At 37.2% G+C, this 13,082-nt stretch carries 10 protein-coding genes; 5 read left to right on the forward strand and 5 right to left on the reverse strand.

Annotation, left to right across the window (positions count from 1 at the left end):
• Window positions 1–214: 214 nt before the first annotated feature.
• From pepA to ACPUVN_RS12810, 4 genes are all read left to right on the forward strand, one after another.
• Entirely contained in the window at window positions 215–1,723 is a 1,509-nt protein-coding gene (gene pepA / locus ACPUVN_RS12795) for a leucyl aminopeptidase (RefSeq protein ID WP_426359937.1), read from the forward strand.
• Window positions 1,724–1,828: 105 nt separating this feature from the next.
• Window positions 1,829–2,314 (forward strand): DNA polymerase III subunit chi, encoded by a 486-nt coding sequence (locus ACPUVN_RS12800; protein WP_426369217.1) that lies wholly within the window; start codon window positions 1,829–1,831, stop codon window positions 2,312–2,314.
• A 75-nt stretch (window positions 2,315–2,389) separates the two neighbouring features.
• Window positions 2,390–5,263, forward strand: a complete 2,874-nt coding sequence (locus tag ACPUVN_RS12805) for a valine--tRNA ligase (RefSeq protein WP_426359935.1) — start codon at window positions 2,390–2,392, stop codon at window positions 5,261–5,263.
• A gap of 294 nt (window positions 5,264–5,557) precedes the next feature.
• Window positions 5,558–5,767 (forward strand): cold-shock protein, encoded by a 210-nt coding sequence (locus ACPUVN_RS12810; protein WP_426359934.1) that lies wholly within the window; start codon window positions 5,558–5,560, stop codon window positions 5,765–5,767.
• Window positions 5,768–6,666: 899 nt separating this feature from the next.
• On the opposite strand, the gene hemH is transcribed toward ACPUVN_RS12810, so the two are convergent.
• Genes hemH through ACPUVN_RS12835 form a run of 5 tightly spaced genes read right to left on the reverse strand, consistent with a single transcriptional unit; the run spans window position 6,667 to window position 12,016 of the window.
• Window positions 6,667–7,686, reverse strand: coding sequence for a ferrochelatase (gene hemH / locus ACPUVN_RS12815; RefSeq protein WP_426369218.1), 1,020 nt, complete (start codon window positions 7,684–7,686; stop codon window positions 6,667–6,669).
• Between the two features lie 23 nt (window positions 7,687–7,709).
• A complete protein-coding gene (gene ccmI, locus ACPUVN_RS12820) occupies window positions 7,710–8,990 on the reverse strand; it encodes a c-type cytochrome biogenesis protein CcmI (RefSeq protein ID WP_426369219.1) in 1,281 nt (426 codons plus the stop codon).
• Window positions 8,991–8,994: 4 nt separating this feature from the next.
• Window positions 8,995–9,477 (reverse strand): cytochrome c-type biogenesis protein, encoded by a 483-nt coding sequence (locus ACPUVN_RS12825; protein ID WP_426359931.1) that lies wholly within the window; start codon window positions 9,475–9,477, stop codon window positions 8,995–8,997.
• Window positions 9,477–10,025, reverse strand: a complete 549-nt coding sequence (locus ACPUVN_RS12830; RefSeq protein WP_426359930.1) for a DsbE family thiol:disulfide interchange protein — start codon at window positions 10,023–10,025, stop codon at window positions 9,477–9,479. Before ACPUVN_RS12830 ends, ACPUVN_RS12825 begins: the two co-directional genes overlap by 1 nt.
• Window positions 10,025–12,016: a heme lyase CcmF/NrfE family subunit gene (locus ACPUVN_RS12835; protein ID WP_426359929.1), complete on the reverse strand. Its 1,992-nt coding sequence runs from the start codon at window positions 12,014–12,016 to the stop codon at window positions 10,025–10,027. Before ACPUVN_RS12835 ends, ACPUVN_RS12830 begins: the two co-directional genes overlap by 1 nt.
• A gap of 396 nt (window positions 12,017–12,412) precedes the next feature.
• Between ACPUVN_RS12835 and ccmA the strand changes: the two genes are divergently transcribed.
• Window positions 12,413–13,057: a cytochrome c biogenesis heme-transporting ATPase CcmA gene (gene ccmA, locus ACPUVN_RS12840; protein WP_426360535.1), complete on the forward strand. Its 645-nt coding sequence runs from the start codon at window positions 12,413–12,415 to the stop codon at window positions 13,055–13,057.
• Window positions 13,058–13,082 lie beyond the last annotated feature (25 nt).

Genomic DNA, 13,082 nt, shown 5'->3' on the forward strand with positions numbered 1-13,082 from the left:
TTTCTGACAATCGCACTATTTTTAAGTAAACTGGTTGTTTTCATCACAAAATAATAAGTACGCTAGAGGCACGAAGCTGTTCAAGCCAGCTAAGATTATAGCCTTTAGCACCATAGATTTAAAACTAATCTTCCTTATTATTTAACGTTTTAAGCTGTTTAAACAACGAATATGAACAATTTATCGTATTTAAATAGCCAATTAAGGAGAGCTCATGGAGTTCAGTGTAAAAAGTGGTAGCCCAGAAAAACAACGCAGCGCATGTATTGTAGTTGGTGTATTTGAACCACGTCGTTTGTCTGCTATAGCTGAGCAACTTGATGAAATAAGTGAAGGTTATATTAGCAATTTGTTACGAAAAGGCGACCTTGAAGGTAAGTCTGGTCAAATGTTATTACTTCATCACGTTCCTAATGTATTAAGTGAACGCGTTTTACTTGTTGGTTGTGGTAAAGAGCGTGAATTAGACGAACGTCAATATCGCCAAATCATTAGCAAAACCATCAACACGTTAAATGAAACGGGTTCAATGGAAGCTGTATGTTATCTTTCTGACCTACACGTTAAAGGTCGCGGAACTTATTGGAAAATACGTCAAGCAATTGAAGCGACTCAAGATTGTTTATACAGTTTTGACAGTTTAAAAACACGCAAAGCTGAAGCTCGTCGTCCATTACGTAAAATTGTATTTAATGTACCTACACGTAAAGAACTACCTATGGGTGAGCGTGCGATAGCACACGGCTTAGCTGTGTCTGAAGGTGTTTCAACATGTAAGAATGTTGCTAACATGCCGCCAAACATCTGTAACCCTGCTTACTTAGCTGAGCAAGCACGTATTTTAGATAACGACTACGACAACATAAGTACTACCATTATTGGTGAGAAAGAAATGGAAGAGCTTGGTATGGGTTCATACTTAGCTGTTGGTCGTGGTTCAGTAAACGAATCAATGATGAGCATCATGAAATACAATGGTGCAGGTGATGATTCAGCTCCAATCGTACTTGTGGGTAAAGGCTTAACATTCGACAGTGGCGGGATTTCTTTAAAACCTGGCGCTGGCATGGATGAAATGAAATATGACATGGGTGGTGCTGCAAGTGTATTAGGCGCTATGCATTCATTAGCTGAGTTAAACTTATCTATCAATGTTATTGGTGTTGTTGCTGGTTGTGAAAACATGCCTGGCGGAAATGCTTATCGCCCTGGTGATATTTTAACAACGATGTCGGGTCAAACAGTTGAAGTGTTAAACACTGATGCTGAAGGTCGCTTAGTATTATGTGACGCATTAACTTACGTTGAGCGTTTTGAACCTGAAGCGGTTGTCGACCTTGCTACGTTAACGGGTGCTTGTGTTGTTGCTTTAGGTAAACACGCAACCGGTTTATTCAGTGCGCATAACCCATTAGCACATGAATTACTTAATGCTTCAGAGCAAAGTGGCGATAGAGCTTGGCGTTTACCTTTATGGGAAGAATACCAAGATCAACTTGAAAGCCCATTTGCTGACTTTACTAACTTAGGTGGTAAAGGTGGCGGCGCAATTACAGCTGCATGTTTCTTGTCTCGTTTTACTAAAAAGTACAACTGGGCACATTTAGACATTGCTGGTACAGCATGGCGCAGTGGTGGTAAAGACAAAGGTTCAACAGGTAGACCTGTTAGCATGTTAACTCAGTATTTATTAAATAAATCTGGTGCTGAACAAGGCGAATAATACATAAGCGGAATGTTTAGGCATTCCGCTATTTTAGTTATTATTCACTGATAAGTTACTTGGCTAAATAAATACAGTTAATTGACACGTAATGGGTAAGTAAAAATGCAAACAAAAGTCATGTTTTATGTTCTTCCTGAAACAGATAAAACTTCAGAAGAAACAGCGCATAACGATAAAACAGCTGAACAAGAAAAACATGCTTTGATTCATCAAGCTTGTTTGCAGGCCGCTTATTTTTACAGACAAAACCAAAAAGTATTTATTTATACGCAAGATCAAACACAAGCTCATGACATTGATGAAATGTTATGGGCATTTGAACCCGATTCATTCGTTGCTCACAATTTGTTAGGTGAAGGTCCAAGAGGTGGTTCTCCAGTTGAAATTAGCTGGAAAAATCCAACAATTAGACGCCCTGTTCTTATTAACCTAACAGGTACGATGCCGAACTTTACGAATAATTTTTCAACTGTGGTTGATTTTGTACCAACAAACGAATTATTAAAGCAACAAGCTCGAGATAGATACAGAGCTTGCAAGCAATGGGGCTTTTTAGTTGAAAGCCAACCTGCTCCCGTTATTAATTAACGCTGTTATTAAAAATTTAATACAGGTTTATTAATTACAAACTAATTAAAGTGAAACTCTTCTTACGGAATTCTGATGGAAAAAACATTTACCCCTTCTGACATTGAACAATCCCTCTATAAAAGCTGGGAAGACCAAGGTTACTTTAGCCCAACAGGCGAAGGTGACGGCTATTGTATTGCTATACCGCCACCAAATGTGACGGGTAGCTTGCACATGGGACACGCCTTCCAACAAACGATAATGGACACTTTGATCCGTTATCAACGTATGCAAGGTAAAAACACCCTTTGGCAAACAGGTTGCGACCACGCAGGTATCGCAACGCAAATGGTTGTTGAACGCAAAATAGCAGCAGAAGAAGAAAAAACACGTCACGATTACGGACGTGAAAAATTCATCGATAAAGTCTGGGAATGGAAAGAAGAATCAGGCGGAACTATCGGCAAGCAAATGCGCCGTTTAGGTAACTCTATTGATTGGTCTCGCGAACGTTTTACAATGGATGATGGTATGTCTGAAGCTGTACAAGAAGTATTTGTACGTTTATTTGAAGACGACTTAATTTATCGTGGTAAAAGATTAGTTAACTGGGATCCTAAATTCCATACCGCTATTTCAGATCTTGAAGTTGAGAACAAAGATAAAAAAGGTCATATGTGGTACTTACGTTACCCATTAGCCAACGGCGAAAAAACAGCTGAAGGTAAAGACTACTTAGTTGTAGCAACTACGCGACCAGAAACCGTACTTGGTGATACTGGCGTAGCTGTTAACCCTAAAGACGATCGTTACAAAGATCTTATTGGTAAACATATACTTTTACCTTTAGTTAACCGATTAATTCCTATTGTTGGCGATGATCATGCCGACATGGATAAAGGCACGGGCTGTGTAAAAATAACACCTGCTCATGACTTTAATGATAATGAAGTAGGTAAGCGTCACAATTTACCACTTATCAATATATTAAATAAAAATGCTGAAATCTTAGCCGAAGCTGAAGTTTATAATGGCACTGGTGAAGTTAGCGATGCATACGATACAGCTTTACCAGCAGAGTTTGCAGGTTTAGATCGCTTTGTTGCCCGTAAAGCTATTGTTGAAAAATTTGATGAGCTTGGTTTTTTAGTTGAAGTTAAAGAGCATGACTTAGTTGCACCATACGGCGATCGCTCAGGTGTAATTATTGAGCCATTATTAACGGATCAATGGTACGTAAGAGCAGGACCTTTAGCTGAACCAGCTGTAGATGCAGTAAAGTCAGGTGAAATTGAGTTTGTACCTAAGCAATACGAAAACATGTACTTTTCTTGGATGAAAGACATTCAAGATTGGTGTATCTCTCGTCAGCTTTGGTGGGGACATAGAATTCCAGCTTGGTACGATGAAAACGATAAATTTTACGTTGGCAGAACTGAAGAAGAAGTAAGAGCTAAATACGAACTTTCTGCTGATATAAGTTTGAGACAAGATGAAGATGTACTTGATACATGGTTCTCTTCAGCATTATGGACTTTCTCAACATTGGGTTGGCCGAAAAATACTGAAGACCTGAAAAACTTTCACTCTACTGATGTGTTAGTAACAGGTTTCGATATTATTTTCTTCTGGGTTGCTCGTATGATCATGATGACTATGCATTTCAACAAAGACGAAAATGGCAAACCACAAGTTCCATTTAAAAAGGTATATGTTACTGGCCTTATTCGTGATGAGAATGGCGATAAAATGAGTAAATCTAAAGGTAATGTTATTGATCCTTTAGACATGATTGACGGTATTTCTTTAGATGATTTATTAGAGAAACGTACTGGCAACATGATGCAGCCTAAGTTAGCCGCTAAAATAGCTAAGTTAACTAAAAAAGAATTCCCTGAAGGTATTGAAGCACATGGTACCGACGCTTTACGTTTCACGCTAACATCTGTAGCGACTACAGGTCGTGATATTAGCTGGGACATGAAACGTCTTGAAGGTTACCGTAATTTTACTAATAAATTATGGAATGCTAGCCGTTACGTATTAATGAATACTGAAGAGCATGATTGTGGAAAAGACAGCAATGCTGAAATGGAGTTTTCATTAGCCGATCGTTGGATCTTAGGTCAATTCCAGCAAACGGTTAAAACCGTACATGAAGCTTTTGACACCTTTAGATTCGATTTAGCATCACAAGCGCTTTACGAATTCACATGGAATCAATTCTGTGATTGGTACTTAGAGCTAACTAAACCTGTGTTTTTCAAAGGAAACGAAGCACAGCAGCGTGCAACTCGTCATACCTTAGTTAACGTATTAGAAGGCTTATTACGCTTAATGCACCCAATCATGCCTTATATTACTGAAACAATATGGCAACGTGTTGTTCCGTTAACTAACTTTATCCAAGAACATGGTAGTAAGTTAGGTGATAGCATTATGGTTCAGTCATTCCCTGCGTTTGACGAAAGCCAATGTGATCAACAAGCTATTGACGATTTAGAATGGGTTAAACAGTTCATTGTTGCTATTCGTAATATTCGTGGCGAAATGGATATTTCACCAAGTAAGTCATTACCTGTGTTACTTAAAAATGTAAGTGAGATTGATCAACGTCGTATAGACGAAAATCAACAGTTTTTAAGCGCTTTAGCTAAGTTAGAAAGTATTGAGGTTTTAGCTGAAGGTGCTGATGCCCCTTTATCTGCGACAGCCGTTGTTGGTAACTTATCAGTACTTATTCCTATGGCTGGTTTAATTGATAAAGATGCTGAAATTGCACGCTTAACTAAATCAATTGAAAAGCTGAATAAAGAAGCAGATAAAACACGCAGTAAATTAGGTAATGAAAAATTTGTTGGTAAAGCACCTGAAGCAGTTATTAACAAAGAAAAAGCAAAATTACTTGAAGCTGAATCAGCATTAACTAAACTTCGCGAGCAAGTAATACAGATAGAAGCCTTATAGACTAAGGGACTTCCAGCCGATTGTTAAAAAATTGTTACAAGCCAGCATGTTAGCTGGCTTTTTTTTGTCACAAAAAAGTGAAGATATCTCAGAACCATTATGATAGTATGTTGTCGCGTTGAGTTTTTGCGTTTCGGAAGAAGGAAAGATTGACTAGCAATAGTTAGTTGTCCTGAACGCTGTTATTGTGTTATTGGAAGCCTTTCTCTGTCTGTACTTCGAGGTAGAGAGCATTTACTCCGTATGTTGGCCATTTGGCCGTGTTTAATTTATTCTTTTGTGAGAAATGTAAGTATGTCTGATTCAGTAACTGGTAAAGTAAAATTTTTTAACGAATCTAAAGGTTTTGGTTTCATCGAGCAAGAAAGCGGTCCAGATGTTTTTGTTCATTTTAGCGCTATCCAAGGTGACGGTTTCCGCACTTTAACTGATGGTCAAGCAGTATCTTTTACAGTTAAACAAGGCCAAAAAGGTCCTGAAGCTGAAAACGTAAATGCTATTTAAGTTTTAATACTTAAAACAAATTCGAAAAAGGTGAATCATTTATGATTCGCCTTTTTTATTGCCTAAAATTCATGTTAAAAACCAATCTAGCATTCAAGTACAACTCCCCTTCTAGCTTTCTTTCATATAAAGATTAATTTTAGCTTTGCAGCAATATTCCTATATCAGTTATTAATCTCAGTGCTCATTTAGCCTATTGCAAGTAAATTTAACGATGAAGCAAGTAAAAGTAGCTGTTAGAGAAGAATATATTAAGCCGAGATCAGGTTAGTTATAACTTCGAGCTAATAGCACCGATAGCTATCTTTAAAAGACAGTTAATTTACTAATGTTAAATTGTTCAGAGAGTTTTTATTCACAATAAATAAACTATACAGAAGTGTTTAGCAAACTAGCTTATGTTAATAACGAATGTAATAGGATAATTAGTGTAGGGCTAGATCAGAGGAAAGGTCATTGAGATAACTAATACCAAACGGATTAATTTATTGCTCACTTAGCGAAAATTTAAAGGCTTAGAGGCACAGGTTCATAGTTCCAGACTGAACCTAAGCACCTACATCCATGTAGGCGAGGCATTGATTGAAGAGAATGGTTATTCTCGGTAACTGCTCCTGCGTTACCCTAATGTCCTACATCCATGTACGAACCTTGTCAAAATCAATAACGCGGCATATGAGCCTTTAAATTCTCGCCCTTCGGGAGCTCATTAGCAAACTGATAACATCACAAAATTAAAAAATATAGAATAACTATGTTTAATCAATTTTGCTTGTTCTAAGCTTGCTAATGTAGCTCTAAGTTGCTCAATAAATTAATCCGTTTGGTATAACTAGGCTTAATAAATTAAACCTAATTTATTTGAGTTCACTTGGTTGAGCTTATCTATTTAACTCGAGTTATTTATTAATAGAAGCAGAGATCACATCGACTAGTGCTTCAATGTGTAAGTCATCGTCGTTTAGTGCTGGAATGTAGTGATAAGTCTCACCACCTGCTTCCATAAACACAGCTCGGTTTTCGTGCTCTAGTTCTTCCAAAGTTTCTAAACAGTCGGCACTAAATGCTGGGCTAATAATTGCGATGTGTTTGTGACCATCCTGAGCCAGTTTTTCTAAAGTGACATCAGTGTATGGCTTTAACCATTCGGCTTTACCAAATCGTGATTGAAAGGTCATTTCGAAGTCTTCTTTAGCAAGCCCTAAGTATTCAGCTAATAAACGTGTCGTCATGCTACAAAAACAATAATATGGGTCACCCTGCTCTAAAAAAAGTTTAGGCATACCGTGATATGAAAGGACGAGTTTGTCTGGTTTTCCATGTTGTTCAATATGCTTAGTTACACTATGGGCTAGTGCTTTAATATATTTTGGGTTGTCATGATAACCACTAATAAAGCGTAAGCTAGGGATCCAACGCCATTTTTGAATGGTTTTAACAACAGCATCAAAGGTAGAAGCCGTTGTTGGTCCTGAATATTGTGGATATAAAGGTAAAATAACAATATCGTTAATACCCGATTCTTGAAAGTCGTTTAAAGCTTTTTCAATAGACGGTTCACCATAACGCATAGCGAGTGAAACAGTAACATCGTCACCATATTTTTCAGCTAAAGATTGAGTGATTTTAACTTCTTGTTGTTTACTGATCACCATTAACGGTGAACCTTCATCTGTCCATACTGTTTTATATAAAGCCGCAGATTTTTTAGGTCGGATACGTAAGATAATACCGTGAAGAATAATCATCCACACTATACGAGGGATTTCTACAACACGCGGATCTGATAAAAACTCTCTTAAAAAAGTTCTTAATCCCGCTGCTGTTGGTGCCTCTGGTGTACCTAAATTGGTAATGAGTACGCCCACTTTCGCTTTTTTATTATGAAGCTCTTTGGTACGACCTAAAAATCTTGCCATAATTCTTTTACCTAAATACCTGTTTAAGGAACAATTGTATCGATAAGAAGTGATACAGGTTCAGTTGTTAACACATCAGCATTAAGTAACTCTGTTTTAAAGTCACCCGATTTAACACCTACACCACCGCTAGCAGATACAACAGCGTATATATTAACTGCTGGAACATCACTTAATTTAGCTTGTGGAGACATAGCTTTACTGTCATTCAAAACAATAGTGACAGGTAAATCGCTGGCTTTTAACTTAACCGCTGCAACTGGCATTCTGCCATGTTTTGCATCTGCTGATACCGCATAGATAAATACGACTTTATCTTCACCTTGGATCAGTAGTTCTTTAATTTCTTCACTAACATCAACATTAACCGTTAATTGAGGACCTGAAACAACAGCTTCTTGAGTTGTATCTTCTTCAACTACACTTTGCCCATCATTAGCTTTTTGTAATCTATTTTTGGCTTCATTTACTGCTTCACGTAAAGCATCTGTTTCAACATTGGTTTTATTAGAGTTAATCACTCTTTCCCAATGTTGAATGGCTAATGGATAATTCTGATTTTGAAAATTATGCATACCGATTAAAATATTAGTAGACGCATCAGTAGGATCTAAAGCTAAAGCTTTATCTATCATCTGCTGAACATCAGCTGACATAACTTGCTGATCTCGATAATAAAACGCTTGAGCTTTTGCACCGAACAATTCTGCTGATTCACCTTCAATTTCAATAACTTTATCGAAAGCTTCTCCTGCTCTGTTGAACTCACCTATATTGATAAAGGCTTGTCCTAACGCATACCAAGCATCAGAATTTTCAGGCTCTTTTACTGTTAAATCAATTATAGACTTAATTTGAGCAATTATTTGCTGCGCTTGATCTTCAGAACCACCTTGAGCTTGCTGGTTAAGTGGTTGGCTTAATTGTTGGTAAGCACCATTAAAACTGTATAACCAAAAACTAAATATCAATACAAATAAAGTTAAAGATGCAGGCCAAACAACTGAAAGGCTTTTGTTCTCGATAACTTCATTGGTAGACGCTTTTTTATTTTCATCTATATCTTGCAGTAAGCTTTTATCGAGTTCTGCAATAAGGTATTGGTAGTTTTCGTCATCGATACGACCTTGTTTGAAATCACTCTCAATTTCGGCTTTATGTTCGTGATACAGAGTGACATTGGTATCGTCACGGTCTGAGTTATTTACAATATTTGTTTTGTTATTTCGTTTAATAAAGTGTCCCCATACTGCAATGAGTATGAGAAGGAGAAAAACGACAATAAATATAATGAGTTCAGGCATGAATTTATTTTTCTTTTAGTAAGTTATCTAATTTACTTTGCTGTTCAGCAGAGAGCGTTTCTTCAACTTGTACTTTAGGTTTTTTGCGAATAACCATAACAACCACTATTACACCTATAAGTACTAACAATGCAGGTCCAAACCATAAAATGTAAGTCAGGCTAGACACTCTTGGTCGGTACAATACAAATTCGCCATATCGAGCGACCATAAAGTTAACAATTTCAATGTCAGCTTTACCTTCTTGAAGTAAGTCGTAAACTTCTCTTCTTAAATCGGCAGCAATAGGTGAGTTAGAATCTGCTAAGTTTTGGTTCTGACACTTAGGGCAACGTAATTCTTTAGTTAACGCATTGAATCTTATTTTTGTCACTTCATCTCTAAACTCATAAGTATCTACGGGGCTTGCTTGCGCAACAGAAGAAGCTAATGAAATGAGTAAAAATAAAAGTGTTGAGGTAATAACGGCTATAAATTTAGTGTTCATTATTTACCTGCCTTTTGTTCTGCAATAATTTGAGTGATTAAACCTTCAAATTCATGTCGCCAAACATTTGCATCTAATGGTCCAGCAAAGCGTTTACGAATAACGTTGTTATGATCAATCACAAAGGTTTCAGGTGCTGCGTAAACACCTAAATCAATACTTAACTTGCCTGATTCATCAAACATGGAAAACTGATATGGGTTACCTAAGTTAGCTAACCACTTTTGAGCTAATTCTCGTTCATCATCATAGTTCAAACCGTAAATAGTGAAACGGTCTGTGTTTGCTATTTGCAATAAGTACTCATGTTCAGCACGACATGATGGACACCATGTCCCCCAAACATTAACTAACTTAATGCCTTCTTTTAAATCAGCGTTAGTTTTTAAGTCTTTTGCGTCTTCCACTGTGTATAACGCAAAGCTAGGGAAGGTTTTCCCTACTAAGGCAGAAGGTAATTCTGTTGGGTTTAACGACAAACCACGATATAAAACCACTCCTAATACAACAAACAATATAAGAGGAATAAATCTAATAACCTTATTCATTATTCCGCTCCTGCTAATTTTGTGTTTGTATCTTGTAAGTTAGCCGCTTTTTTCTTAACAGTTTTTTTTCTACGATAACGTTTATCTAATATAGTAAATATGCCGCCGATTGACATGAAAATAGCACCCAACCAAATCCATCTAACAAATGGTTTGTAGTGAACACGCACCGCCCAAGCATTATTAGGTAGAGGGTCACCTAAGGCGACATATACGTCTCTGAATAAACCTGGATCAATAGCTGCTTCTGTCATTCCCATTGTTTGCACTAAGTAAGTACGTCTCTCTGGTTTCAACAAGCTAACAAACTCACCATCCTTATAAACTTCAATTTGACCTTGTACTGCTGAATAGTTAGGTCCTTTGACATCTTTAACGCCGTTAAACTTAACGTCATAGCCAGAAATAACAGCAGTCTCGCCTTGCGACATTTTCACGTTGGTTTCGGTTTCATAAGAAGAAACAAGAGTTACACCCACAATCGTTATTGCGATACCTTTATGCGCTAGCGTCATACCTATTTGGCTTAGCGTTAAGCGTGACCAAGTTAAAGTACCATCAGTGTTTTTAGCATTATTGTAGAGCTCTTTTAATACGACTAACTCAACCCAACAGGCTAATGTAATACCCATAGCTACCCAAGCATCAAACTCACCACCATATAAAAATGGGAAAGCTAAACCAATAACAATACTAATAATTGAAGGTGAGAATAACTGCTTACGTAATTCGCCTTTTTTAGCTTTTTTCCAACGGATCATCGGGCCAATACCCATAACAATAAAGAGTAAGCTCATTATTGGAACAAACACCGCATTGAAATAAGGAGGTCCAACAGATATTTTTCCGTAACCTAACGCATCAACTAATAATGGATATAAGGTTCCGAGTAGTACCGTAACAGCAGCGATAACAAGAATAACATTACAAATAAGTAACGCTGTTTCTCTTGAGTAAAAGGCAAAACGGCTAAAGCTGGCGACATTAGATGCTCGAATAGCAAACAAGGTTAATGAACCACCAACAGCGATACCTAATAACATAAGAATAAACATACCTCGGCCTGGATCAGCGGCAAAAGAATGCACAGAAGTAATAACTCCCGAACGAACAATAAAGGTACCTAATAAGCTTAAGCTAAAGGCAAATATTGATAAAAGTACAGTCCAGTTTCTAAAGGTACCGCGTTTTTCAGTTACCGCTAATGAATGGATAAGTGCAGTACCAACTAACCAAGGCATAAATGAAGCATTTTCTACTGGATCCCAGAACCACCAGCCGCCCCAACCAAGTTCGTAATATGCCCACCAGCTACCTAATGCAATACCTGCAGTTAAGAAAACCCAAGCACCTACAGTCCAAGGACGAGCCCATCGAGCCCAAGCAGCATCTAACTTGCCACACATTAAAGCAGCAACAGCAAAAGCAAAAGCAACAGAAAAGCCAACATAGCCCATGTAAAGCAACGGTGGATGAATAATTAAACCAATATCTTGTAGTAGCGGATTTAAATCACGACCTTCTAAAGGAACATTAGGCCAGATGCGTTCGAAAGGATTAGAGGTTAATAATGTAAATACAGCAAAGCCAACAACAACCATGCCTAGCACAGCTAAAACACGAGCAATAAATGCATCTTCAACACCATCACTAAATTTAGCAACAGCTGCAGTCCATGCTGTTAATGAGAATACCCAAAGGAGTAATGAACCTTCATGTCCACCCCATACGGCACTGATCTTAAAATAATAAGGTAAATGACTATTTGAATGGCCAGCGACATAAAGCACAGAGAAATCGTCGGTAACAAAGCTATAACCCAGAGTGATAATACTAATAGCGACAAAAGCGAACATACCAAAGGTTAATGGTTTAGCGTAGGTAATAAGTTGTTGTTGTTTAGTAACAACCCCAACCAAAGGCACTATACTTAAGCAAATCGCAAAAGCTAAACCAATTATAAGGGCAAAGTGCCCTAGTTCAGGTATCATTTATTTCTCCGAATTTATCGTTCTTTGTACCTAGTTAGGTAGGTCGCGCTGTAAAACTAATTAAGCAACAAATTAAGTCAAAACTTAATACTTACTCAAACAAATAATTTGAATTGTATTTTAAAAGGTATTTGCCTTGCTCATGCAATAAAAAGTGTAAAAACTTATGACAAACAAGCTTATATAAATACTTATTTTTCAGCCGTTCAAGCCTAAAAATTGCCGTTATTCTAGCATTTACCTTAATTAATATTCATTAAAGTTGTCGATAATATACAATTATATTTCGAACTGTTGCTATACCAGCCTTTATAGTATGATAATGCTCATAAATTTGATGTGTTTTATATCAAACTAAACATTAATATCTCTTATGTGGATTTTTCTTTGCCTACAATTCAGAACAACACGTCGACTCCTTTAATCTCAGCTGAAAACCTAACGTGTATTAGAGAAGACCGTATTTTATTTGAAGTATTAAGCCTGGCAATTCACGCAGGAGAGATTATTCAAATTGAAGGACCTAATGGCGCAGGTAAAACCAGTTTATTGCGTATTTTAGCTGGATTATCTTCACCCTATGAAGGTGATGTGTTTTTTAAAGAAAACAACATAAACAAAGTACGCGAAGACTTTCATCAAAACTTACTTTACCTAGGTCATTTACCTGGTGTTAAAGGTGAAATGACTGCACAAGAAAACTTAGCATTTAATCTAGCGCTTCAAGGTATATCACCTGACTTAGCAGAAGAAACATTAAAACAAGTTAACTTATTAGGTTTTGAAGATTCTTTAGCGTCACATTTAAGTGCAGGACAGCATCGTAGAATCGCTTTAGCTCAGCTATGGCAAACAAAAGCACCGATTTGGATTCTAGATGAACCTTTTACGGCTATTGATAAAGCGGGTGTAAAAACCTTAGAGTCGCTACTTTTGGCTCATGCTGATAATGGTGGGTGTGTAATTTTAACCACACATCAAGATTTAGACTTACCAGTAGAACGCTTAAAGAAGATCACCTTAGAATATCGTTTCTTTTAAGATGTTTATTGAATAAATAATGTAG

Source organism: Pseudocolwellia antarctica (assembly GCF_049933045.1).
Lineage (GTDB): Bacteria > Pseudomonadota > Gammaproteobacteria > Enterobacterales > Alteromonadaceae > Pseudocolwellia.